We start from the raw sequence: 24,175 nt of genomic DNA, 5'->3' as shown, positions 1-24,175 counted from the left end.
GGGATGTTTGAACAGATTAAAGACTACGCCGTCGACCCGATCATGATCGGCGCGGACCTCTTTGCGCAGGACCCGCGTCGGGATAAGCTGAACCTGACGGTCGGCATCTACCAGGACGCGCGGGGCCGGACCCCGGTGCTGGAGGCAGTGAAGCGCGCCGAACAGCGGCTGGTGGAGACGCAGGAAAGCAAGTCCTACCTCGCCCTGACCGGGGATGCGCAGTATTGCAGCACGCTTGGCCAGGCAGTCCTTGGCGAGACTTTCAACGAAAGCTGGGTCACCGCACAGACCTCCGGCGGCGCTGTGGCGCTGCGGGTGATGGCGGATCTCTTGGCACAGATGCCCACGCCCCCCACCATCTGGCTGCAATCGCCGACCTACGGCAATTACATCCCGATCCTGACCGCCGCCGGAGCGCGGTATCAAACGCTGCCCTACTACGACCGGCTGCGCGCGAAGCTGACCTTTGACCAGATGCTCGAAGGGTTGCAGGCCGCCCGGCCCGGCGATGTCTTCCTGATGCAGGGGGTCTGCCACAACCCCACCGGCGCGGACATGTCCGAGGACCAGATCACCGCCCTTCTGGATGCGCTGGAGGCGCACGGCATCGTGCCATGGATCGACCTCGCCTACCTCGGCTTTGCCGAAGGCTTCGAGGCCGATTGCGCCGTCGCCCGCCGCATCGCCGAACGCTTCCCGGAATGCGTTGTTTGCAGCACCCTGTCCAAATCCTTTGGCATCTACCGCGACCGCGCCGGGGCGTTGTTCGTGAAAACCCGAGCGCAGGAGCACGCGCGCCTCACCCGCGCCATCACCGCCATCGTGCGATCCGGCGCCTCCCACGCACCGGACCACGGACCATCTGTGGTGCGCACCATCCTGCAGGACCCGGAGCTCAATGCGCTCTGGCTGCGCGAGCTCGACCAGATGCGCCAGCGCGTGATGCGGATGCGGCAGAGGATCGTCGCCACTGAACGCGATCTGTTTGACACCGACCGGCTGGCCTACTTCGCAGGGCAATCGGGCATGTTTTCGTTGCTGCCGCTGGACGACGCACAGGAAATGGCTTTGACCCGCGACCACGGTATCCACGTGGTCCAGGGCGGCCGGATAAACGTAGCGCGCCTTGGCGACGACGACGTCGGTTGGCTGGTCAAGGCGGTGTGCGGGCTTCTGTCACCGTCCCGCTGACAACGCGCGAACCCGCTGTGGTCTTTCTGCTGCCTCACAATCGGATGATCGGGCGAAGCACACGTCGGCTTCAGCAGCGCTGCGGTGCAGAGACCCCGGTCATTCGACGTCCAGAGAGGACCGGGCGGGCCTACGAAGTGAGCACGCCAGTTTGACAGCGCACATCCACTTCCTGCGCATCGCTGCCGTTCGTAGTCAGCGCAGCGAACGGCCGCTCCCCGCCCTTCGTGTCGGTCTTGGAGCTCATGTTGCATGATGCATGTTGGGCTTCAAAATGGCTGCTCACCGCGCCCCGCGGGCCATAGCGCGCACGGCGGGTTTGGAGTGACACAACCTGGCTGGCTACTCGGCGCTCTGGCCGGTCAGCCAACGGGAGAACGTGCTCATCGCTGGGGTGGCAGGCCTGTCAGACGGCCAGGCAAGGTAGTAACTTCCGACCGAAACGGTGACCCCAAACGGCTGCGCAAGGCGACCCTTCGTGATGTAGCTTTCGAACATCGAGATCGGCAGCAGCACCACGCCAGCGCCTGAGGCTGCCAGTTCGGCGAGTGCCACCGAGCTGTCGAAGACCGGCCCGGTGACAGGTGGGCAGGGCACGCCCGCGGCCTCGAACCAGCCCGGCCATTCGGCGCTCCGGTAGCTGCGCAGGAGTGTGACCTGCCCGAGGTCCGAGGGATGCAGCAGCCGTGACGCGAGGCCCGGCGCGCAGAGAGGCGCCATCGGCGCTTCTGCCAGTGGAACGGCATCGTGCCCGGTCCAGCCGCCGTTGCCGAAGCGGATCGCCATGTCGAGCCCTTCGCGCAGGATCTCCACGCGGTTGTTGTTGGTCGAGATCCTGAGGTCGATCTCGGGATGGGCCTGCCGGAACGCCTCGAGCCTTGGCATCAGCCAGCCCATCGCGAAGGTCGTGTTGACGCCCACCTTCAGCACCTCGATGTCGCGCCGCCCGCCGAGACGGTCGAGCACCCGCGCCATCGCGTCGAAGCCATGTTCGAGCACGGGGAAGAGCAGGCGGCCCTCGTCGGTCGGCACCAGCCCTTGGGATGTCCGCAGGAACAGCGCCGCGCCCAGCAGGTCCTCCAGTCGTGCGATTTGGTGGCTGACGGCGGCTTGGGTGACGCGCAGCTCGATCGCGGCCTTGGTGAAGCTGCCCTGGCGCATGGCGACTTCGAACACCCGGAGGGCATTGAGCGGCAGGTCAGGGCGATCCATGGCAGTACCTCAGCTAATGGAAGGCCCTAAGATTTGTCGTTTGATGGCTGCGATCAAGGCGAAATATACACGTCGCATGACATCAACTGATGTCGCATCCCAAGCGCCACTGGCGCAGATCCTGAAAGGAATGGTCCCATGCGGTTCTCCGCTTTCGTCCTGTCGCGTGTCGCGACTGGGCTCGCTCTCGGCCTGTCCATAGCCACTGCCTCTTTCTCCGAAACGCCTGTCGAGGCGCTCGCCGATACCATCGCCGGGATCGAGGACCGGCTTGGGGCCCGTGTCGGCCTCTCTCTCGTGGAGCCAGGCTCGGGTTGGTCCTGGTCGCACCGCGGGGATGAGCTTTTCCTCATGAACAGCACGGTGAAGGTGCCAGTCTGCGGCGCGATCCTCGCGCGCTGGGATGCGGGCACGCTGTCGCTCTCCGATGCGCTGCCGGTGCGTGAGGCCGACCTGGTGCCATATGCGCCCGTCACGGAGACGCAAGTCGGCGGCACCATGACCCTCGATGCGCTGTGCCTCGCGGCGATCGACATGAGCGACAACGTGGCGGCGAACATCCTGATCGAGCATCTCGGCGGGCCGGAGGCGGTGACACAGTTCTTCCGAAGCGCCGGCGACCCGACAAGCCGTCTCGACCGCCTCGAGCCCGAACTGAACGCGTTCGCGCCCGGCGACGAGCGTGACACCACGAGCCCGGATGCCATGTCCGACACGCTGAGGGCGCTGCTGCTGGGCGACATGCTGTCTCCGGAAGCGCGCGGGCAGCTGGCGGAATGGATGCGCCGCGGCGGCGTGACCGGCGCATTGCTCCGCGCCGAAGCCGAGGATGACTGGCTGATCCTCGACAAGTCGGGCAGCGGACGCCACACGCGCAACCTCGTCGCGGTGATCCAGCCTGAAGGGGAGGCGCCCTGGATCGCGACAATGTTCGTCTCGGATACGGACGCGGAGTTCGAAGCTCGCAACGAGGCGCTGAAGGATCTGGGTAGGGCGGTGGTTGCTGTCATCCGCCAGTGACGTCTCTCAGGCACGGCGTCCGCTCTGTGACTGGATGAGCGTTGGGCCAGGGCGCGGCGCGACATAACACGCTTGCGCAGCTGCCAATGCTGGTGGGGCGGCCAGCAATGCATGGTCAACCTGGGTCGCTCCATCACCTTCCTACAAGCCACGCCGGAAATCTGGGCTAAAACCGAACTCATATGAAACGTTGTGAAGAGTCACTTTGTTGACCCCCTCAACTCTAACCAACCCGGAAACCACCGGACGGTCAAAGAGGCATAGGTTCGCGCAGCTGCATCGACCCACTGAAAACCTGCTCATGCTACAAGGGAGAATGTAGCCATGAGTAAGGCGGTGGTCGACAGCATCAAACGGTGGGCGGCGAAGCGTAAGACGGGGCTCGTCATTGAGATCATCCAAGGCAAGACGACCGTGTCGGAGGCAAGCCAGTCCTTTGACCTGACGCCCTCCGAGATCGAGGGCTGGGTCGAGGATGCCAAGCGTGGCAGTGAGAACTCCCTGCGCGCTAACCCGCTCGACATCCGCGAGCAATACGAGAAGCAGCTCCGGGACCTGCAGGACGCCTATGGCGAGGCCGTGCTGGAGCTGCGGGCGCGAAGAAAGCTTCAAGCCCTGCTGGATGCGCAGGACGGGAAGTGATCCGTCGCATCCAGCAGGGCCTCATTGCCGAGGGCGTCGTTGTGTCGGTCGCCAAGCTGTGTGCCTGGTTTCGGCATCCCGAGGCGGACGGTCTACTACAAGCCGGTGAAGTCTGCGCCTATGGTCGAGGCCCGCTTTTCCGAGCCGATCAAGAAGCTGATCGAGGAAGAGCCGTCCTTTGGCTATCGGACCGTGGCTTGGCTCCTGGAGTTCAACAAGAACACCATGCAGCGGATCTTCCAGATCAAGGGCTGGCCCCTCTCGGCAGCATGCTGCGCATGCGCCTGCCGGGCGACGGGTGCGCAAGCGTGCCGTGGCATGCGGCCCCGCATCCAGGCCGTGCCGTCGGTTGCGGCTGCGCCGAACGAGCGCTGGTCGACGGATCTCGCCCGTATCTGGATGGACAAGGACGGCTGGGCTTCCTTGGCGTTCGTCAGTGAAACGGTCCCCTGGACCGTTTCAAGACCCTCCTCAGTGATCGACTGCCACACCAGCAAGTTGCTGGGCTGGCACCTGTCGAAGTCCGGCAAAGCCACGACCGCCAGCGCCGCCCTCGAACACGCCCTGATCGCCCGGTTCGGCACTTTGAGCAAGGTCGAGGAAGAGTTCCTGCTGAGGTCGGACAACGGTCTGATCTTCACCAGCCACCACTTCACCAGGATCGCCCGCAGCTACGGCCTGAAGCAGGCGTTCATCACGCCACACTGTCCCCAGCAGAACGACATGGTCGAACACTTCATCCGGACGCTGAAGAAGCAATGCGTGCATCGCCACCGTTTTGAGACCATCCAGCATGCAATGCGCGTCATCGGTGACTGGATCAGCTTCTACAACAACCGCCGCCCTCATCGGGCCCTCGCCATGCGCACGCCTGCCTAGGCATTCACATTAGCGGCTTAACCCGAGCAGATTCAGCCGCGACTATACATCCGGTTCGAACCCAACTTAGTCATGCGTTGACTGTGGTAAACCGCATGGATTGTGAACGGGAGTGCAATTTTGACCCCGTAGAGGGGTAATCGCATTGTAAAAGTGACCCGCTTAGACATGCAATTCAGAGGTTTTCGAACACGGCGTTGATGAGTTGAATCGCGGCCTGAGGGAGCTGGCCGAACCTGTTCCTGATGATGAAACAGGGCGACACCATGATCGGGTCAGCCAGTTCGAGTGCGACGACGTTGGTGCCAAGCGGTCCATGCGCCAGCATTTTGGCAACCTCTTCCGACTGCGGCGCGATCGTATCCGTGGACTCGAGAAGCGAAAGGACCACCAGCAGGGACGACGAATTGGTGATCCGGGTCGGCGTGGCGATCTTCTTTACGTGAAACGCGGCTTCGACAGCCTGCCGGATCGGGGACCCGATTTCCTGGACCACCCATTCGAACCGGCTTAGATCGCTCAGGTCGATCCGATTATGCTTGGCCAGAGGATGCTCTGGTCGGACGAGCAGAGAAACGATTTCGCTGCGGGCTGGCTGAAGCCTGAAATCCCGAGAGTCATATCCGGGCGGAATGCGGGCGATCACAAAGTCGAAGCGGCCTTCGACAAGCCCGCGGACCAGTTCGGTCGAGGGTCCCACGTCGATCGTCATCTCAACGTCCGGCGCGGACGCCTTCACGGCACGTATCGCTGGCATCAGCAGGCCGACCGCCGGTCCGGTCACGGCACCGACCCTAACACGGCCGGACTGTCCTGACGTGATCCGGCGGGCATCTTCATCGAGAGCGCCGTATTCTTTGAGGATGACCTTGGCGTGCCGGATACAGAGATCTCCGAGGGCCGTACCCTTCATCCCCTTGGGATGGCGTTCGAAGAGGGGGCCGCCCATTCTCTCCTCGATATCCGCAAGAACCCTGGAGGCGGCTGGTTGCGACATCCCGACCATCTGGGCGGCCCGCTGGAGCTGTCCGGATTCTGCAACCTTTATCAAGAGGTTGAGCTGAGATGGTTTGAGGCGGGTCGCTAAGTCCATGCCGACGTATACCATTATTGGTAAGCAGATTGTCGAAAAATCGAATTGAGGGTTATGAGCTTTGACTGTTACCGATTACCAGGGTTCGGGAGGATCTGAATAGGGAGATGAAGCGCAGGCAGGATACGCCCGCTTCAAGTTGGAGGAACACCATGAAGTTCACGAAATTCCTGGCTTCGGCCAGTGCTTTTGCCGTGCTTGCGACCGCCGCCTTGGCAGACGGCACCGTGGGGATCGCCATGCCGACAAAGTCTTCGGCGCGCTGGATCTCGGACGGAAATTCGATGGTCGAACAGTTCGAGGCCGCGGGCTACGAAGCCGATCTGCAATATGCTGAGGATGATATTCCGAACCAGCTGGCCCAGATCGAGAACATGATCACCAAGGGCGTCGACGTTCTGGTGATCGCGGCCATCGACGGGACGACCTTGTCGAACGCGCTGGAGAACGCGGCCGCTTCGGGCATCAAGGTCATTGCCTATGACCGGCTGATCCGCGACAGTGGCAACGTCGACTATTACGCCACCTTCGACAACTTCAAGGTCGGCGTGCAGCAGGCCACCACGCTGGTCGACGGGCTGAAGCAACGCTTCCCCGATGTGAAGCCCTGGAACGTTGAACTCTTCGGCGGGTCGCCGGACGATAACAACGCGTATTTCTTCTACGACGGCGGCATGAGCGTGCTGCAGCCGCTGATCGACGACGGCTCGATCGAGATCGTCTCCGGCCAGATGGGCATGGACACCGTCGGCACCCTGCGTTGGGACGGTGCCGTCGCACAGGCGCGCATGGATAACCTGCTGTCCGCAAACTACACCGACAAGGATATTCACGGCGTGCTGTCGCCCTACGATGGCCTGTCCATCGGCATCCTGTCCTCGCTCAAGGGCGTCGGGTATGGCTCGGGCGACATGAAGATGCCGATCGTGACCGGACAGGACGCCGAAGTGCCGTCGGTGAAATCCATCCTCGCGGGCGAACAGTATTCGACCATCTTCAAGGACACCCGCGCGCTGGCCGGCGTGACCGTGGGTATGGTCGATGCGTTGCTGAAGGGCAGTGAGCCCGAGATCAACGACACCTCGACCTATGACAACGGCGTGAAGGTCGTGCCGTCCTATCTTCTCGAACCGCAGCCGGTCACGGAAGCGAACTGGGAAGAGCTGCTGATCGGCTCGGGCTACTACACCATGGATCAGATCAAGTAAGATCGCAGGGACCCTCCCTGGCCTGTCCGGGCTTCGGTCCGGGCAGGTCGATCATAGGACGAGAGGATGTCATGTCCGCACTTCTTGAAATGCGCTCGATCACCAAGACCTTTCCGGGGGTCAAGGCACTGGACGAGGTCAACCTGACGGTCCGCGAAGGCGAAATCCACGCGTTGGTCGGGGAAAACGGGGCCGGGAAATCCACGCTGATGAAGGTCCTTTCGGGGGTCTATCCGGCGGGAAGCTACGACGGCGAAATCCATTACGCCGGTGGTCTGGCCGAATTCCGCGACATCGCCGACAGCGAAAAGCGCGGCATCATCATCATTCACCAAGAACTGGCTCTCGTGCCGCTTCTGTCGATTGCCGAGAACCTTTTCCTGGGCAACGAACAGGCCGCGCGCGGGGTGATCGACTGGCGGGGGACTTTCCGGCGCACCGAAGAACTGCTGGGCAAGGTCGGCCTGCGCGAGGCGCCCACCACGCTGGTCGACAAGCTGGGTGTGGGCAAGCAGCAACTAGTCGAGATCGCCAAAGCCTTGTCGAAACAGGTCCGCCTGCTGATCCTCGACGAGCCGACAGCCGCCCTGTCGGAAAGCGACAGCCAGGCGCTGCTGGACCTGCTGCTGGAACTGAAGGCGCAGGGCGTCACCAGCATCATCATCAGCCACAAGCTGAACGAAGTGCGCCGCGTGGCCGATAGTGTGACCGTCATCCGCGACGGCTCGACCGTGTCGACCATGGATGCGCGCACGCAGGAAATCACCGAGGACGCCATCGTCCGCGACATGGTGGGCCGCGACATGGCGCATCGCTATCCGGCCCGCGAACGCCGGGCCGGGGATGTGCTGTTCGAGTTGAAGGACTGGAGCGTCTGGCATCCCGAACACGCCGACCGGCAGGTGATCAAATCCGCCAGTTTCCAAGTTCGCGCGGGCGAGGTCGTCGGCATTGCGGGCCTCATGGGTTCGGGTCGGACCGAACTGGCGATGAGCATCTTCGGACGCTCCTATGGTCAGAACATCTCGGGTCAGGTCAGCATCAAGGGGCGGGAGGTCGACGTCAGCCGCGTCGATCGCGCGATCAACGCCGGGCTGGCCTATGTCACCGAGGACCGAAAGAGCCTTGGCCTGATCCTGGAAGAACCGATCAACCGCAACATATCGCTCGCCCATCTTCAGGGTGTGTCGAAGAACGGGATCCTGAACGACAACCTCGAAACCGAGGTGTCAGAGCGCTACCGGAAGGCGATGAACATCCGCACGCCATCGGTTTTTCAGAAGGTGATGAACCTGTCGGGCGGAAACCAGCAGAAGGTCGTGCTGTCCAAGTGGCTCTTTGCCGAACCCGAGGTCCTGATCCTGGACGAGCCGACGCGCGGGATCGATGTCGGCGCGAAATTCGAGATTTACGGGATCATCAACGAACTCTCCGCCATGGGGAAGGGCGTTCTGATGATCTCGTCCGAGATGCCCGAACTCTTGGGCATGTGTGATCGCATCTACGTCATGAACGAAGGCGCTCTGGTCGGCGAACTTTCCGCAGAAGAGGCCAGCCAGGAGCGGATCATGTCGCTCATCGTGACCGAATAAGAGGGAGCAGGACATGTCGCTTGCAGAAACCACAACGACCGAGGCCCAGCCCATGGGGATCCGGGAATATCTTCTGGGCCACCTGCGCACCTACGGGCTGCTGTTCGCGCTGATCGCGATCATGGGGTTCTTCCAGATCACCACGTCCGGCACGCTATTGCGCCCGGTGAACATCACCAACCTGTTGTTGCAGAACAGTTATATCATCATCATGGCGCTCGGCATGCTGGTCGTCATCGTGTCGGGCAACATCGACCTGTCGGTCGGGTCCGTCATGGGGTTCATCGGCGCGCTTGCAGCCGTGATGGTCGTAAACATGGATGTACCTTACCTGTTGGCCATCGTTATCTGCCTCGTCGCGGGTGGTCTGATCGGGGCAGCACAGGGCTATTGGGTTGCCTACTGGAAGATCCCGTCCTTCATCGTGACGCTTGCGGGGATGCTGGTGTTCCGGGGCCTGTCGCTGCTGCTGCTTGAGGGGCAATCCGTCGGTCCCTTCCCGCGCGAATTCCAGGCGCTGGCCAACGGGTTCGTGTCGGATATCTTCCCGGCGGGTTTCGGTCAGGCGCTGGCTACGGTCTTCGGCGCGCGTCAGGTCAACGTGCTGGCCCTGGGCGTCGGCATCATTGCGGCCTTCGCCATCGTCTACAGTGGAATGCGTGCCCGGTCGCGCAACCGCGCCTATGGCGTGGTGGATGAGCCGCGCGCCTTCTTCATCGCCCGCAACGTGATCGTCGTCGGGGCCATCGTGTTCATCATGTTCAAGCTGTCGACCTTCCGGGGGCTGCCGAACGTGCTGATCACCATGGGCGTGCTGACCCTGATCTATGCCTTCCTCACCGAACGCACCGTTCTGGGCCGTCGCATCTATGCGCTTGGCGGCAACCAGAAGGCGGCGAAGCTGTCGGGGATCAAGACCGAACGCCTGACCTTCCTGGCCTTCGTCAACATGGGGGTCCTCGCCGCAGCGGCCGGCCTCGTCTTCGCCGCCCGCCTGAACACGGCGACGCCCAAGGCCGGCTTCGCGCTTGAACTTGACGTGATCGCGGCGGTCTTCATCGGCGGGGCGTCCATGTCCGGCGGGGTTGGGACGATCGTGGGCGCGGTGGTCGGTGCCTTCCTGATGGGCGTGCTGAACAACGGCATGTCGATCATGGGGATCGGCATCGACTATCAGCAGATGATCAAGGGTCTCGTGCTGCTCGCCGCCGTCATCTTCGACGTCTACAACAAATCCAAGCAGGGGTGAGCCATGACCTTCAAACCCGCACCCTGGCCCCGCAGGCTCCGCTCGCAGGAGTGGTATGCCGGGAACGGCCGCGACACGATCTACCATCGCGGCTGGATGAAGAACCAGGGCTACCCGCATGACGTCTTCGACGGCCGCCCGATCATCGGCATCCTCAACACATGGTCCGACCTGACGCCTTGCAACGGCCATCTGCGCGAGCTGGCCGAGAAGGTGAAGGCCGGTATCTGGGAGGCCGGAGGATTTCCGGTCGAGGTCCCCGTCTTCTCTGCGTCCGAGAACACTTTCCGCCCCACGGCGATGATGTTCCGCAACCTCGCCGCCATGTCGATCGAGGAACAGATGCGCGGCCAGCCGATCGATGGCGCGGTGCTGCTGGTCGGCTGCGACAAGACCACGCCATCGCTGCTGATGGCGGCTGCGTCCACCGATCTGCCGTCCATCGTCGTGACCGGCGGGCCGATGCTGAACGGTTATTTCCGGGGTGAACGGGTCGGGTCAGGGACGCATCTGTGGAAATTCTCCGAAGCTGTGAAGGCCGGGGAGATGACGCAGGAAGAATTTCTCGAGGCCGAGGAGTCGATGAGCCGCTCTTCCGGCACCTGCAACACCATGGGGACGGCGTCCACCATGGCCAGCATTGCCGAAGCGCTTGGCATGGCCCTGTCCGGCAATGCGGCGATCCCGGCGGTCGACAGCCGACGCCGGGTGATGGCGCAGATATCGGGGCGTCGGATCGTGCAGATGGTCAAGGATGACCTGAAGCCTTCTGACATCATGACCAAACAGGCCTTTGAGAATGCGATCCGGACCAACGGTGCCATCGGCGGGTCGACAAACGCGGTGATCCATATGCTGGCCATCGCGGGCCGGGTCGGGGTCGATCTGACGCTGGACGACTGGGACCGGTGCGGGCGGGACGTCGCGACCATCGTGAACCTGATGCCGTCGGGCAGATACCTGATGGAGGAATTCTACTACGCCGGCGGCCTGCCTGTCGTGCTGAAACGGCTGGGCGAGGGCGGACAGCTGCACAAGGACGCGCTGACCGTCTCGGGTCAAACGATCTGGGACGAGGTCAAGGATGTCCGCAACTGGAACGAAGACGTCATCCTGCCGCTTGAGAAGGCGCTGACACTGCAGGGCGGGATCGCGGTGGTTCGTGGCAACCTCGCACCGCAGGGGGCGGTTCTGAAACCCTCCGCCGCCTCGGCGCATCTGCTCAAGCACCGGGGTCGCGCGGTCGTGTTCGAGGATATCGATGACTACAAGGAGCGGATCAACGATGACGCGCTGGATATCGACGAGACCTGCGTGATGGTCCTGAAGAACTGCGGGCCCAAGGGCTATCCCGGCATGGCCGAGGTCGGCAACATGGGGCTGCCGCCGAAGGTCCTCAAGAAGGGCATCACCGATATGGTCCGCATCTCGGACGCGCGCATGTCGGGTACGGCATACGGCACCGTCGTCCTGCATACCTCACCCGAGGCGGCGGCGGGCGGTCCGCTGGCCGTCGTGAAGACCGGCGACATGATCGAGCTCGACGTCGAAGCGCGGCGCCTGCATCTGGATATCCCGGACGAGGAACTTGCAGCGCGGCTGAAGGCTTGGGCGCCGAACCACGAGCAGGTGGCCAGCGGTTATCTCTGGCTGCATCAGGAGCATGTGGAGGGCGCCGATACCGGGGCCGATCTGGGGTTCCTCAAGGGCTGCCGCGGGTCGGCTGTCGGGAAGGATTCGCATTGATGGAAGTCGCGCTTGTCGGCATCGGAAAGATCGCACTCGACCAGCATGTGCCCGCGATCAATGACAGTCCCGACTGGGACTTGTCCGCGACCGTATCGCGCCATGGCACGGTGGACGGCGTCCCGGCCTATGACGATTTCGCCCGGATGCTGGCTGAGCGTTCGGACATCCGGGTGGTGTCGCTCTGCCTGCCGCCCGTGCCCCGGTTCGGCTATGCCGAGGCGGCGATCCGCGCCGGGCGTCACGTCATGCTGGAAAAGCCACCCGGGGCGACCCTGTCGGAATGCCATGCGCTCGAGGCGATGGCGCGGGCGCATCGGGTGTCCCTTTATGCGACATGGCATTCGCGGCAGGCCGACAAGGTGCCCGCCGCCAAGGCTTGGCTGGTCGGCAAGACGCTGCGCAAGCTCACCGTCAACTGGCGGGAAAACGTGCGGCAATGGCATCCCGGACAGGACTGGATCTTCGAGGCTGGCGGTCTGGGCGTCTTCGATCCCGGCATCAACGCCCTGTCGATCCTGACAGAGATCCTGCCTGACCCGGTGCATCTGTCCGCGGCGGTCCTGAAGTTCCCCGAGAACCGCGATACGCCGATTGCTGCCGAATGCCAGTTCTTCCATCCGGAGGGGGCCGAGGTGTCGATGGTTCTCGACTTTCTCGAACCCGGAGAGCCGACCTGGACCATTCGTGCCGAGACCGATCAGGGCGTCATGGTGCTGGAGAACGGGGGCGGGAAGCTGACCATCGACGGCCATGTCGACGACAGCGTGCCGTGCCTGTCGGGGGAATACCCGCGGCTCTATGCGCAGATGGCCCGGCTGGTCGAGAAGGGCGGCATCGACATGGATCTCTCGCCGATGCGTCACGTGGCCGATGCCTTCACGCTCGGTCGTCGCATCACCGGCGCCCGGTTCGAGTGGTGATGAACGTGCTGGACGACACCGACCTCTTCGGCCGGGCACCGGACGGGACCGACGTGCGCGCTGTGCAGATTGCAGGCGGGCCGGTCAGGGCGCGGGTGATGACCTGGGGGGCGAGCCTTGTCGACCTGCGGTTGGCGAGCGTGGATCACCCTCTGGTTCTTGGGTCCGAGGACTTCTCCGCCTACCTTGGGCCGATGCGCCATTTCGGCGCCATAGTGGGGCCCGTGGCAAACCGGATTTCCGGGGGGCGGATGGTCGTCGACGGGCATCACCATGACCTTGATCGGAACGAGGGCGGGTGCACCACACTGCACGGTGGATCGGCGGGATTTTCGGGTCGCAACTGGACCCTCGACGCGGCGGATCATTCGTCGGTCACATTCAGACTGCATCACACTCACGGAACCGGCGGCTTCCCCGGTGAGATCGATGTCACGGCACGATACAGCCTTGATTTACAGGGCGTCCTGACCATCGAGATCGAAGGCAGCACCGATCGCCCTGCCATGTTCGGCCCGGCCTTTCACGGCTACTGGTCGCTCGATGGCGGGGCGGACCTTTCCGGTCACAGTCTTACCGTCGATGCGGAGGAATATCTTCCGGTCGATCGTGCGAAGATCCCCTCTGGGGGGCCTGTGCCGGTGGCAGGGACTGCGTTTGACTATGGCCACCCAAGCACGCCCGATCCGGCGCTGGACCACAACTTCTGCCTTGCCCGAACGCATGGCCGGATGCGCCGCGCCGCGACGCTCGACGCAGGCGGGCTGCGGCTGACCGTCGAGACGACAGAGGTCGGGCTGCAAGTCTATACCGGCGGAGATCTGAAAACCGCTCCGGCGAAGGGACTGGGCGGCCAGCCCTATGGCGCGAATGCGGGCATCGCCTTCGAGCCGCAGTTCTGGCCCGACGGTCCGAACCATCCCGATTTTCCATCTCCGGTCCTGAGGCCGGGTGACACTTACAGACAGGTGTCGCGCTTTGCCGTGACCCGAAGCTGAGAGGCCAATATGCAAAACCCACTCACCGGTATCCTCCCGGTCGCCCCGACCCCGTTCCACGCCGATGGCTCGATCGATCCCGACGGCATGTGCCGTGTTCTTGACTGCATGATCGACCAGGGCGTCGACGCGATCTGCCTCCTTGCCAACTATTCCGAACAGTTCCTGCTGTCGGACGAAGAACGCGCGATCCTGACCAAGGTCAGCCTTGAGCATGTTGCAGGCCGCGTGCCGGTCATCGTCACGATCAGCCATTTCGCCACCGACATCGTCGTCTATCGTGCGAAAGAGGCACAGGCGCTCGGCGCGTCGATGCTGATGATGATGCCGCCCTATCACGGGATCGGGCTGGCGCCGGCGGAACAGGGGGTCTTAGAACATTTCGCCGCCGTGTCGGATGCCGTGTCGATCCCGATCATGGTGCAGGATGCGCCGTTGTCGGGCGTGACCCTGTCGGTGCCTCTGCTGGTGCGGATGGCGAAAGAGATCGAGAATGTCTCGTATTTCAAGATGGAGACGCCCTTTGCCGCCGACAAGCTTGCCGCGCTGATCGAGATGGGCGGGGAGCATATCGTCGGTCCCTTCGACGGGGAGGAGGCGGTGACGCTGCTGGCCGATCTCGACGCGGGCTGTACAGGCACGATGACCTCGGCGCTGCAGCCCGAGAAGATCCGCCCGATCGTAACCGAATACCGGGCAGGCAACACCGATGCCGCGCTTGAGCAGTGGAAGCTCTGCTTGCCGCTTATCAACCACGAAAACCGCCAGTGTGGCCTGCGGGCCGCCAAGACGGTGATGATGGAGGGAGGCGTGATCGGATCGGATTACGTCCGCCATCCGCTGAAACCGTTGTCGCCCCGGACCAAGGACCGGCTCATGTCGCTGTCGAGAGAGCTGGACCTGATCGCGCTGAGCTGGGGCAAGTAAGGAAAGATCGCATGACGTATCAACCGCACGGAAAACACCTGATCGCCGGCGAATGGGTCGGCTCCACCGACACCTTCGCGTCCCAGCCCGTCGATGGCCCGTCGCATGACACCGCGAATGGTGGCGCGGCCGAGGTCGACCGCGCGGTGCGCGCGGCGGAAGAGGCGTTCTGGACCTATGGCTATACGACGCGGGCAGAGCGCGCGGCGTTCCTGCGCACCATCGCCGACGAGATCGAGGCGCGGGCCACTCAGATCACCGAAATCGGCACCCGGGAATCTGGGCTGCCCGAAGCGCGCCTGCAGGGGGAACGGGGACGGACCACGGGCCAGCTGCGTCTCTTCGCCGATCATATCGTGGTGGGCGATTACCTTGATCGTCGACACGACAAGTCTCTGCCTGATCGCCAGCCACTTCCGCGCCCTGACCTGAAGATGGTGCAGCGTCCGTTTGGCCCGGTTGCGGTCTTTGGCGCTTCCAACTTCCCGCTGGCATTCTCGACCGCCGGGGGAGACACCGCATCGGCCCTGGCAGCCGGCTGTCCTGTCGTGGTCAAAGGTCATCCGGCCCATCCCGGAACCGGAGAGATCGTCGCCGAGGCGATCCATGCCGCGATCGAGAAATGCGGAATGCCCGCCGGGACCTTCAGCGTCGTGCAGGGAAACACCAACGATCTGGGGGCTGCGCTGGTGCAGCACCCGCTGATCACCGCCGTGGGCTTCACCGGATCTCTTGGCGCGGGCCGGGCGCTCTTTGATCTTTGTGCGGCACGTCCTGTGCCGATCCCGTTCTATGGCGAGCTTGGCAGCATAAATCCGATGTTCCTGTTGCCCAAGGCACTATCGGCACGCGGGGACGATCTGGCCAAGGGCTGGGCCGGATCGCTGAGCATGGGGGCGGGGCAGTTCTGTACCAACCCCGGCGTAATCGTCCTGATCGATGGGCCCGATGCCGATACCTTCACCCAAGCGGCGACATCGGCCTTGTCGGATATCGGGCCGCAGACCATGCTGACCGAAGGGATCGCAAAGGCCTACCGCGCAGGCCGTGATCGGCTCGCGGGCACGAAGGGCGTGCAGGAGGTGCTGACCTCCGTCTGTGACCTGCGGAACGCGACGCCGTACCTCTTTGCCACGACCGGCGATGAATGGCTGGCGAACGAGGCGCTCGGGCATGAGGTGTTCGGTCCGCTCGGCGTGATCGTTCGCGTCGGCGATGCCGACCAGATGCGGGCCGTCGCCCGGTCCCTGCAGGGTCAGCTGACCTGCACGCTGATGATGGACGACGGTGATACCGAACTGGCAAGGAGTCTGATGCCCATCCTTGAACGAAAGGCGGGACGGCTTCTAACCAACGGTTATCCGACGGGTGTCGAGGTCTGCGACAGCATGGTGCATGGGGGGCCTTACCCGGCCTCGACCAATTTCGGGGCCACCAGTGTGGGAACTCTGGCGATCCGGCGGTTCCTGCGGCCGGTCTGCTATCAGAACATGCCCGACGCGCTGCTGCCCGAAGAATGACCTTGCCGGGCTGGATTGCGGTCGACTGGGGCACGTCCAACCTGCGGGTCTGGGCGATGACCTCGGGCGGCGAGGTCCTGATCGAACGATCGTCGGACAAGGGGATGGGAACGCTGGAGCCGGACCAGTTCGAAGCGGCGTTTATGGATCTGGCGGGCGATCTGCTGGGAACCGGCCGGATGACGGTCGTCGTCTGCGGCATGGCCGGAGCGCGGGGCGGCTGGTGCGAAGCGGGCTATGTCGCGGTTCCGGCGGTCCCGGGACGGGGGGCCGCGACGCGCGTCGTCACCCGAGATCCCCGGCTTGACGTGACAATCCTGCCGGGGCTGTCTCAGGCGGATCCGCCAGATGTCATGCGCGGGGAGGAAACACAGATTGCCGGAGTTCTCGCCCAGTTTCCGGAGATCGACGGGGTGATCTGCCTGCCCGGTACGCACACCAAGTGGGTACGCGTGGCAGACGGGCGCGTGCGGACGTTCCGGACCTTCATGACGGGCGAACTCTTTGCCTTGCTGTCCCGCCATTCGATCCTGCGGCAAGGGATGGACGACGATTGGAGCGCCGAGGCCTTTGCGGGCGGTCTCACGGATGGCCTGGCGGATCCCGCCGGTCTGAGTGCGGCGCTCTTCGGTTTGCGCGCTCGCGGGCTGCTGCAGGCTCCGCACGCCGGAGAGACGAGAGCGCGCCTGTCGGGGCTTCTCCTCGGGCTGGAGCTCGCCGGGGCGCGACCCTTTTGGGACGGGGGCAAGGTGATCGTGGTCGGCGACACGCGGGCGCTGGACCTCTATGTCAAACTGTCTGACCTTGCGGCCGAGATCCATTTTGTCGCGGCGCGGGAGATGACCTTGAGAGGCCTCATCAGCGCCCATACCGAACTCACAGGAGGCTCTGAATGACCCGAAACATCATGTCGATCCTTCGCGGTGTCGAACCGGATCAGGCCGTCAGCATCGCGGGTGCCCTGATTGACGCCGGGATCACGATCATCGAAGTGCCTCTCAACTCGCCCGATCCGTTGGTCTCCATCCGCCGGATGGCCGACGCGTACGGTGTCCAGGCCAGGATCGGGGCCGGTACCGTGCTGACACCCGATCAGGTGTCTGACGTTGCTGCCGCGGGCGCCACGTTTGTCGTCTCGCCCAATATGGAGCCGGAAGTGATCCGCGCGACGAAACGGCTTGGACTGACCGCCTACCCGGGCGTCATGACGCCAAGCGACTGCTTCTCGGCACTGGCTGCCGGAGCCGATGCGCTGAAACTCTTTCCCGGCGAAGTCGTCGGCCCGGCGGGGCTGAAAGCGATCCGGGCAGTCCTGCCTTCAGACGTGCCGATCTGGGCTGTTGGCGGCGTGTCCGGCGCGGTGTTGTCCGACTGGTTCGCAGCCGGTGCGCAGGGCGTCGGAGCTGGAAGCGCGCTGTTCAAACCGGGCGATACGGTCGAGGTCGTGGCGGCGAAAGCACGGGCCTTTGTGAAGCAATATGACGAGGCGGTCGCATGACCCCGGTAGCCAGGCTCTACGACGACCGCCGTTGCCAACTGGGGGAAGGTCCGTTTTGGCATCCTGAACGCAAGCAGCTCTTCTGGTTCGACATTCTGGGGCGGCGGCTCTTGTCGCGGGTGGGGGACCGGACGTTGGAGTGGCGCTTCGATGAATTCCATTCCGCAGCCGGATGGATCGACTACGATACCCTGTTGATCGCGTCTGAAACCGGGCTTTGGCGGTTCGGCATCGAGACGGGCCAGCGTGAACTGGTCATCGCCCTTGAGGCCGACGATCCAGGGACGAGATCAAACGACGGGCGAGCGGACCCGTTCGGCGGATTCTGGATCGGAACGATGGGCAAGAAAGCCGAGGCCAGGCGTGGCGCGATCTATCGCCTCTACCAGGGAGAACTGCGCCGTCTCTACTCCGGCATCACGATTCCGAACAGCATCTGCTTCGCACCTGACGGCAAATCGGCGTATTATGCGGATACACGTGATGGCCGGATCATGCGGCAACCGCTGGACCAGGAAGGTTGGCCAGCCGGCGCTCCGGTCGTGTTCGCGGACCCGGGGGCCGAAGGTTTTCAACCTGACGGCTCCGTCGTCGATGCGGAAGGCGCCCTTTGGAACGCCCAGTGGGGCGCGGGCCGGGTCGTTCGATACCTTGCGGACGGAACAGTTAATTGTGTCGTCACATTCGAAGCGACGCAGACCTCCTGCCCGGCGTTCGGAGGGGCCGAGATGCAGACCCTCTTTGTCACATCTGCTTTCGAAGGCATCGTCAGCCCCGACCGCTTCCAGGGCTGCCTTTTCCATGCCGAAGCGACGCTGCCGGGGGGCGCCGAACACGCCGTGCGATGTTGATACGTTCGCTGTTTCGGACGCCAGAGCCGCGGCCTGTTCAATCCTTTTGAAATCCTGACCTCAATCGACCCCATGCATCTATGGTTGGACCTTCGAACCCACCAGGCTTGCCCGACAGTTGGGCGTTCGCTCCCGGTCGTGGAAATCGGTTGTGTCGTTCGCTCATGTCCGAGCCGGATCGAGAGCTGCCGTGCGGCAAATGTCATGTGACGGTCAGCTTTGGGCCGTCGACAGGCATCTGCCGCGCGTGTCATCAACGTCCGCACGGAGCCGAAGGGAGGCATGACAGCCCCTCCAGTTGTGTCTGCCAGCAACGTTCCTCGGTCTTATCCTGGCGGTGCGCTGACCGGCCGCTCCTGCAGCTGGGCTACCAGGCCTCCACGCCCGGTCTTCACCGCGCCAAGAATGTTTCCACGAAGCGGCTTGTCGGGCGGCTGCGGAGCTCGGCCGGGGGGCCGACCTGCTCGATGCGGCCCATGGACATCACCACCACCACGTCCGCCAGCTCCATCGCCTCGTCCTGGTCGTGCGTGACGAAGACCGTGGTGAGTCCGGTGCTATCGTGGATCTCGCGGAGGCCCTGGCGCAGCTCCTTGCGGACCTTGGCGTCGAGCGCGCCGAAAGGCTCGTCCAGCAGCAGCATGCGTGGGTCGATCGCCAGCGCCCGGGCGAGGGCCACGCGCTGGCGCTGGCCGCCGGACAGCTGCGATGGATAGCGCGGTCCGATGTCCGGCAGCTGGATGAGGTCCAGAAGCCGATGAACCCGCCGGTCGATCTCGGCCCTGGTCGGGCGGCTGCGGCGGGGGCGCGCGCGCAGCCCGTAGGCGATGTTCTCGAACACCGTCATGTGCCGGAACAGGGCGTAGTGCTGGAACACGAACCCCGCGCGCCGGTCCTGCACCCTGAGGCCGGTGGCATCCTGCCCGTCAAAGCGTACGCGCCCCGCGCTGGGGATCTCGAGCCCGCCAAGGATGCGCAGCAGCGTGGTCTTGCCGGATCCCGAGGGGCCGAGCAGCGCCACCAGCGCCCCGGACGGGATGGTGAGGGACACCGGGTGCAGCGCGGTCTGGGCGCCGAAGGTCTTGGTGAGGTCTTCGATGTCGATGTTCATGGGATCGGTCCTCTCAGTGACGGCGGGTGGCGGCCAGCACGTCGGCGTGGCGCCATTCCAGCAGCGATTTCAGGGCAAGGGTGACGAGGGCCAGCAGCGCCAGCGCGGCGGCAAGGCTGAAGGCGGCGGTGGCGAGGTACTCGTTATAGAGCATCTCGACCATGATCGGCATGGTGGTGGTCTCGCCCCGGATCTTGCCCGAGACGACGGCGACGGCACCGAATTCCCCCATGGCGCGGGCATTGCACAGCAGCACGCCATAGAGCAGCGCCCAGCGGATGTTGGGCAGGGTCACGGTGCGGAAAGCGCGCCAGCCCGAGGCCCCGAGGGTCAGCGCCGCCTCTTCCTCGGCGCGGCCCTGTTCGAGCATCACGGGGATGAGTTCGCGGGCCACGAAGGGGAAGGTGACAAAAAGGGTCGCCAGGATGATGCCGGGCAGGGCAAAGACGATCCGCATGTCATGGGCGATCAGCCAGCCGCCAACGGTGCTGTTGCTGCCAAAGAGCAGCACCAGCGCCAGCCCCGCCACCACCGGCGAGACCGAGAACGGCAGGTCGATGAGAGTCACCACAAACGCCTTGCCGCGGAAGTCGAAGCGGGCGATGGCCCAGGCGGCGGCGATGCCGACAGCGGCATTGAGCGGCACGGTGATCGCCGCGACCAGCAGCGTGAGGACGATGGCCGAGCGTGCGTCGGGCTGCGTCAGTGCCTGAAGCGCCGCGGGCAGGCCGTCTGCCAGCGCCTCGGTGAACACCGCAGCGAGCGGGGCCAGCAGCAGCACGGCGACCAGCGACAGCACCAGCAGGATCACCAGAAGGCGCACCGTGCGCGGCTCGGTGGTGACAGGGGTATGGGCCGGGTGGACAACATCAGACATTCACGGATCTCCAGGCGTGCCGGGGTTGGTGGGGAAATCGCGACCTCCGATGGATGGCGTCCTGCACCGCCATCGTGGTGAGGAACCCGCCAAGCGTTGCAGGCCCACCGAGCGTCCAGGCAAGCAGGGCCCAGCCCCATCCGGCGCCGGACGCGCCGATCAGGGCTGCAATGGCAAGGCCGCAAAGCCCGCAGGCGGTGGCAAGGGCGATCCCCGATCCCGGGGCAGGGCGATGGGTGTCAGGCATGTCCGGTCCTCCGTCTGGTCCAGGTCTGGATGAGGTTGAGGGCAAGCAGCATGGCAAACGAGATCATCAGCATGGCAATCCCGATCGCGGCGGCGGCGTCGTAGTTATATTCCTCGAGCCGGATCACGATGAGCAGCGGCGCGATCTCGGTCTCAAAGGGCAGGTTCCCGGCGATGAAGATCACCGAGCCGTATTCTCCGACCGACCGCGCCAGTGCGAGCGCGAAGCCGGTCAGAAGGGCCGGTGTCAGGGTCGGCAGCACCACCCGCCGCAGCGTCACCGCGCGGGAGGCGCCGAGGGTCGCCGACGCTTCCTCGAGCTCGGGGTCGAGTTCCTCGAGCACCGGCTGCACGCTGCGCACCACGAAGGGCAGCCCGATGAAGATCAGCGCCAGCCAGATACCTGGCTCTGCATAGGCGACACGCACCGGCAGGAGCTGCCCGAAGGCGCCGTTCGGGGCGTAGAGCGCGGTCAGCGCGATGCCTGCCACCGCCGTGGGCAGCGCAAAGGGCAGGTCCACCGCCGCGTCGATGAGGCGGCGCCCCGGAAAGCGGTAGCGCACCAGCACCCAGGCCAGCAGCAAGCCGAAGACGAGGTTGACCAGCGACGCGATCAGCGCCGCCCGGAACGACAGCCCCAGCGCCGTCCAGATGCGCGGCGTGTTCACCATGCCCCACAGCTCTGCCGGGCCAAGGGCGATGCCCCGGCCCACCAGCATGGCGATGGGCAGGAGCACCACGGCGGAGAGCGCCGCCATGGTGAGGCCGAAGCTGAGACCAAAGCCAGGCAACGGCGAGGGAGCGACGAAACGATGGGTGGCCATGTCATCGGCCCTCGTAGACCTGGTCGAAGATCCCGCCGTCACCGAAGAACCTCGGCTGCGCCTCGGTCCAGCCACCGAATGCGTCGATGGAGACGCGCGTCAGCTCGGGGAAGCGGTCAAGCTCGTACTGCGGCACCTCCGAGGTGTCCCAGGCGCGGTAGTGGTGCCGGACCGCCAGTGCCTGCGCCTGGGGGCTGTAGAGCTGCCGAAGGTAGGCAAACGCGGCCTCGCGCTGTTCATTTGAGGTGATGTTGCCATCCACCACCGTTACCGGCGGTTCTGCCAGCATGGAGATGGACGGCACCACGATGTCGAAGGCATCCTCGCCCTGCTCCTCGAGCGCGAGGAAGGCCTCGTTCTCCCAGGCCAGCAGCACATCGCCGAGGCCACGCTGCGCGAAGGTGTTGGTCGCCCCGCGCGCCCCGGTGTCGAGCACCGGCACGTTGGCAAAGAGCTCCGCCATGTACTCGCGTGCCCGCGCCTCGTCTCCGCCGTAGGCGTCGAGCGCCCAGGCCCAGGCCGCGAGGAAGTTCCACCGCGCCCCGCCCGAGGTCTTGGGGTTGGGGGTGATGACCTCCACGTCCTCGGCCACGAGGTCGCCCCAATCGGTGATGCCCTTGGGGTTTCCGTCCCGCACCAGGAACACGATGGTCGAGGTATAGGGGGCCGAGTTGTGCGCGAGCCGGCTCTGCCAGTCCTCCGGGATCTTGCCGGTGCGTGCCGCGATGGCGTCGATGTCGGCGGACAGCGCCAGCGTGGCGACCGTCGCCTCGAGCCCATCGATGACCGCGCGGGCCTGTCCGCCAGACCCGCCATGGGACTGGCGCAGCGTCAGCGGGCCGTTGCCTTCGGCCTGCCACCAATCGGCAAACCAGGCATTGTACTCGCGGTAGAATTCCCGCGTCGGATCGTAGGACACGTTGAGGATCTGAACTTCTTCCTGCGCGCGGGCACCGGGGGCGGTGGTCGCGGCGAGGCCCGCGGCGATCAGTGCGAGGATCGCGCGGCGATGGAACGGCGCACCGTCGGTTGTCTGGCGTCGGGGCATGCGGATCTCCTTTGCGTCACCCTGTCGGTTTCGTGCCAGGCGGACGGGGCAGACCCGGCCTCATGGTCCGGTGAGACCGCCAGCGTCGCCTGACACCTAAATATCGACAGGGTTAGTCGTGTATTGCAAAAGCAAATCCGCGGCGTTTTCACCCGCCGCCGTGGAAGATTATTCTCCGGCGCCGGGCTCGGGCAGGGCAAACCGCTCGAGCGGGTTCGAGTCCTGCTGAAGATCGGCGAGCGTGAGGGATTCGATCATCAAGATGTAAGTGGCGTAGAAGCCGCCGAAAACTGCCCGCACGCGGCAGGTTGCCTCATCGCAATCGGCGCATTTCTGGTAGGCCCGGCGTGACAGGCAGGGCAGGGGCGCCAGAGGTCCGTCGATCAGCCGCAGGATCTCGGCCAGAGACACCAGCTTCGGCTCCTTGATGAGGACGTAACCGCCGTTGCGCCCGCGGCGGCTTCCGATCAGCCCCGCGCGTTTGAGGTCGAGCAGGATGTGCTCGAGGAACCGCTTCGGGGCGCCGGAGCGGTCCGCGACCTCCTCGATCCGCAAGGCGGCGCCGTCTCCGGCGGCTTCGTCTGCCAGCACCGTAAGGGCCTTGAGCGCGTACTTGGTCTTGTGGGTGATCATCGGTCACGAAGCCTTGGTCCTGGGGCGGGCCCGTTCATTCTACAGGCAAAAAAGCTGTGACGCGAGCCTTAACCGATAAACACGATAAAGACGGTCGACATTTAGATGAATTGTGCCATGCTCAGATCGACTCGGGCCGAGTGGCCCTGATGAACCAGGGAGGGACCATGCCGTTCGACCGCATCGACCTTAAGATTCTCGACCTGCTGCAGCATGACGCGACCATGCCGGTGGCGCGGATCGCCGACCGCGTGGGCCTGTCGCAGACACCTTGCTGGAAGCGGATCCAGAAACACGAGGAGGCGGGCACGATCCGTGGTCGCGTTGCGCTGCTCGACCCCGACGCATTCGGTCTGGGGGTGACAGCCTTCGTCTCGCTCGAGGCGGCCGAGCACAGCGCTGCGTGGCGGTCGGCGTTCCTTATTGCGGTGGACGAGATCGAGGCCATCCGCGACGTCTACCGCATGGCCGGATCATACGATTACCTGCTGCGCGTGGTGGTTCCGGACATGCCCGCCTTCGACCGGTTCTACGAGGCACTCACCTCGGCGGTGACGCTGAGAAAGGTCGAGTCGGTGTTCGCATTGGAACGGCTGCGCGACCGCACGACGCTACCGCTGGGAGAGTTGCAATAGACGCGAAGGGATGCTTGCAAAAGGTACGTTGGCAGGTCTGACAGTGATATATCAGGAAGGTAATCGTTGCGGTATAAATGGACTTCAGTCGGCAAACCCGAGCTCCGGACTCTCAGGAATCGACACTCCGCATCGGAATTCCCGCCTCTTCGCTTGTTGTCGAGAAGTGCTTGTCGCCCGCGTAGCCGCCGGGGACAGAGCTGCCAAGATTGCGCAAGCCTTCGGCTTATCCGTTCGCGCGGGCACTGATCG

At 64.3% G+C, this 24,175-nt stretch carries 24 protein-coding genes; 16 read left to right on the top strand and 8 right to left on the bottom strand.

What is annotated here, in order from left to right:
* Positions 1-3: 3 nt before the first annotated feature.
* Positions 4-1,191 carry an aromatic amino acid transaminase gene (locus tag IEX41_RS05075; protein ID WP_188789096.1) on the top strand — a complete coding sequence of 396 codons (1,188 nt, stop codon included), beginning with the start codon at positions 4-6 and terminating at the stop codon, positions 1,189-1,191.
* A gap of 342 nt (positions 1,192-1,533) precedes the next feature.
* On the opposite strand, the gene IEX41_RS05070 is transcribed toward IEX41_RS05075, so the two are convergent.
* Positions 1,534-2,403, bottom strand: a complete 870-nt coding sequence (locus IEX41_RS05070) for a LysR family transcriptional regulator (RefSeq protein ID WP_188789095.1) — start codon at positions 2,401-2,403, stop codon at positions 1,534-1,536.
* Positions 2,404-2,541: 138 nt separating this feature from the next.
* On the opposite strand from IEX41_RS05070, the gene blaRCP reads away from it, so the two are divergent.
* The 3 genes from blaRCP to IEX41_RS05055 all read left to right on the top strand — a co-directional run bounded on the left by blaRCP (position 2,542) and on the right by IEX41_RS05055 (position 4,944).
* Positions 2,542-3,423: an RCP family class A beta-lactamase gene (gene blaRCP, locus IEX41_RS05065; protein WP_188789094.1), complete on the top strand. Its 882-nt coding sequence runs from the start codon at positions 2,542-2,544 to the stop codon at positions 3,421-3,423.
* A 324-nt stretch (positions 3,424-3,747) separates the two neighbouring features.
* Positions 3,748-4,065: a DUF1153 domain-containing protein gene (locus IEX41_RS05060; RefSeq protein ID WP_188789093.1), complete on the top strand. Its 318-nt coding sequence runs from the start codon at positions 3,748-3,750 to the stop codon at positions 4,063-4,065.
* 60 nt (positions 4,066-4,125) lie between these two features.
* Entirely contained in the window at positions 4,126-4,944 is an 819-nt protein-coding gene (locus tag IEX41_RS05055) for an integrase core domain-containing protein (RefSeq protein ID WP_277874161.1), read from the top strand.
* A 175-nt stretch (positions 4,945-5,119) separates the two neighbouring features.
* On the opposite strand, the gene IEX41_RS05050 is transcribed toward IEX41_RS05055, so the two are convergent.
* Positions 5,120-6,037 carry a LysR family transcriptional regulator gene (locus IEX41_RS05050; protein ID WP_188789092.1) on the bottom strand — a complete coding sequence of 306 codons (918 nt, stop codon included), beginning with the start codon at positions 6,035-6,037 and terminating at the stop codon, positions 5,120-5,122.
* Positions 6,038-6,189: 152 nt separating this feature from the next.
* Between IEX41_RS05050 and chvE the strand changes: the two genes are divergently transcribed.
* The 11 genes from chvE (at position 6,190) to IEX41_RS04995 (ending at position 18,549) form a co-directional block, all read left to right on the top strand.
* Complete coding sequence (gene chvE, locus IEX41_RS05045) at positions 6,190-7,245, top strand: multiple monosaccharide ABC transporter substrate-binding protein (RefSeq protein ID WP_188789091.1); 1,056 nt, start codon at positions 6,190-6,192, stop codon at positions 7,243-7,245.
* A gap of 71 nt (positions 7,246-7,316) precedes the next feature.
* Positions 7,317-8,837: a multiple monosaccharide ABC transporter ATP-binding protein gene (gene mmsA, locus IEX41_RS05040; RefSeq protein ID WP_188789090.1), complete on the top strand. Its 1,521-nt coding sequence runs from the start codon at positions 7,317-7,319 to the stop codon at positions 8,835-8,837.
* Between the two features lie 13 nt (positions 8,838-8,850).
* Positions 8,851-10,086, top strand: a complete 1,236-nt coding sequence (gene mmsB, locus IEX41_RS05035) for a multiple monosaccharide ABC transporter permease (protein WP_188789089.1) — start codon at positions 8,851-8,853, stop codon at positions 10,084-10,086.
* A 3-nt stretch (positions 10,087-10,089) separates the two neighbouring features.
* Entirely contained in the window at positions 10,090-11,832 is a 1,743-nt protein-coding gene (gene araD, locus IEX41_RS05030; protein WP_188789088.1) for an L-arabinonate dehydratase, read from the top strand.
* Positions 11,832-12,755 carry a Gfo/Idh/MocA family protein gene (locus IEX41_RS05025; RefSeq protein WP_188789087.1) on the top strand — a complete coding sequence of 308 codons (924 nt, stop codon included), beginning with the start codon at positions 11,832-11,834 and terminating at the stop codon, positions 12,753-12,755. Before araD ends, IEX41_RS05025 begins: the two co-directional genes overlap by 1 nt.
* Positions 12,755-13,753 (top strand): aldose epimerase family protein, encoded by a 999-nt coding sequence (locus IEX41_RS05020; RefSeq protein ID WP_188789086.1) that lies wholly within the window; start codon positions 12,755-12,757, stop codon positions 13,751-13,753. The genes IEX41_RS05025 and IEX41_RS05020 overlap by 1 nt, the downstream gene beginning before the upstream one ends.
* Before the next feature lie 9 nt (positions 13,754-13,762).
* Complete coding sequence (locus IEX41_RS05015) at positions 13,763-14,680, top strand: dihydrodipicolinate synthase family protein (RefSeq protein ID WP_188789085.1); 918 nt, start codon at positions 13,763-13,765, stop codon at positions 14,678-14,680.
* Between the two features lie 11 nt (positions 14,681-14,691).
* Positions 14,692-16,200, top strand: coding sequence for an aldehyde dehydrogenase (NADP(+)) (locus tag IEX41_RS05010; RefSeq protein WP_188789084.1), 1,509 nt, complete (start codon positions 14,692-14,694; stop codon positions 16,198-16,200).
* Entirely contained in the window at positions 16,197-17,096 is a 900-nt protein-coding gene (locus IEX41_RS05005) for a 2-dehydro-3-deoxygalactonokinase (protein ID WP_188789083.1), read from the top strand. Before IEX41_RS05010 ends, IEX41_RS05005 begins: the two co-directional genes overlap by 4 nt.
* Positions 17,093-17,698, top strand: a complete 606-nt coding sequence (locus tag IEX41_RS05000; protein ID WP_188789082.1) for a 2-dehydro-3-deoxy-6-phosphogalactonate aldolase — start codon at positions 17,093-17,095, stop codon at positions 17,696-17,698. The genes IEX41_RS05005 and IEX41_RS05000 overlap by 4 nt, the downstream gene beginning before the upstream one ends.
* Positions 17,695-18,549: an SMP-30/gluconolactonase/LRE family protein gene (locus IEX41_RS04995; RefSeq protein ID WP_188789081.1), complete on the top strand. Its 855-nt coding sequence runs from the start codon at positions 17,695-17,697 to the stop codon at positions 18,547-18,549. The genes IEX41_RS05000 and IEX41_RS04995 overlap by 4 nt, the downstream gene beginning before the upstream one ends.
* A gap of 391 nt (positions 18,550-18,940) precedes the next feature.
* Here IEX41_RS04995 and IEX41_RS04990 read toward each other — a convergent pair whose 3' ends face one another.
* The 6 genes from IEX41_RS04990 to IEX41_RS04965 all read right to left on the bottom strand — a co-directional run bounded on the left by IEX41_RS04990 (position 18,941) and on the right by IEX41_RS04965 (position 23,288).
* The gene (locus tag IEX41_RS04990) at positions 18,941-19,660 is read right to left on the bottom strand and encodes a sulfate/molybdate ABC transporter ATP-binding protein (protein ID WP_188789080.1); all 720 of its coding nucleotides are present in this window, start codon (positions 19,658-19,660) and stop codon (positions 18,941-18,943) included.
* A 13-nt stretch (positions 19,661-19,673) separates the two neighbouring features.
* Positions 19,674-20,537 carry a sulfate ABC transporter permease subunit CysW gene (cysW, locus tag IEX41_RS04985; RefSeq protein ID WP_188789079.1) on the bottom strand — a complete coding sequence of 288 codons (864 nt, stop codon included), beginning with the start codon at positions 20,535-20,537 and terminating at the stop codon, positions 19,674-19,676.
* Positions 20,530-20,784, bottom strand: a complete 255-nt coding sequence (locus tag IEX41_RS04980; RefSeq protein ID WP_188789078.1) for a hypothetical protein — start codon at positions 20,782-20,784, stop codon at positions 20,530-20,532. The genes cysW and IEX41_RS04980 overlap by 8 nt, the downstream gene beginning before the upstream one ends.
* Entirely contained in the window at positions 20,777-21,607 is an 831-nt protein-coding gene (gene cysT, locus IEX41_RS04975; RefSeq protein ID WP_188789077.1) for a sulfate ABC transporter permease subunit CysT, read from the bottom strand. Before cysT ends, IEX41_RS04980 begins: the two co-directional genes overlap by 8 nt.
* A 1-nt stretch (position 21,608) precedes the next feature.
* Positions 21,609-22,655 (bottom strand): sulfate ABC transporter substrate-binding protein, encoded by a 1,047-nt coding sequence (locus tag IEX41_RS04970; protein WP_188789076.1) that lies wholly within the window; start codon positions 22,653-22,655, stop codon positions 21,609-21,611.
* A gap of 168 nt (positions 22,656-22,823) precedes the next feature.
* Entirely contained in the window at positions 22,824-23,288 is a 465-nt protein-coding gene (locus tag IEX41_RS04965; RefSeq protein ID WP_188789075.1) for an RrF2 family transcriptional regulator, read from the bottom strand.
* 167 nt (positions 23,289-23,455) lie between these two features.
* Between IEX41_RS04965 and IEX41_RS04960 the strand changes: the two genes are divergently transcribed.
* Complete coding sequence (locus IEX41_RS04960) at positions 23,456-23,923, top strand: Lrp/AsnC family transcriptional regulator (RefSeq protein WP_188789074.1); 468 nt, start codon at positions 23,456-23,458, stop codon at positions 23,921-23,923.
* Positions 23,924-24,175: the final 252 nt, after the last annotated feature.

This window comes from Salipiger pallidus, assembly GCF_014643635.1.
GTDB lineage: Bacteria > Pseudomonadota > Alphaproteobacteria > Rhodobacterales > Rhodobacteraceae > Salipiger > Salipiger pallidus.
Note: the sequence above shows the minus strand (reverse complement) of the source record. Positions and strands in the feature narration are given on the sequence as shown.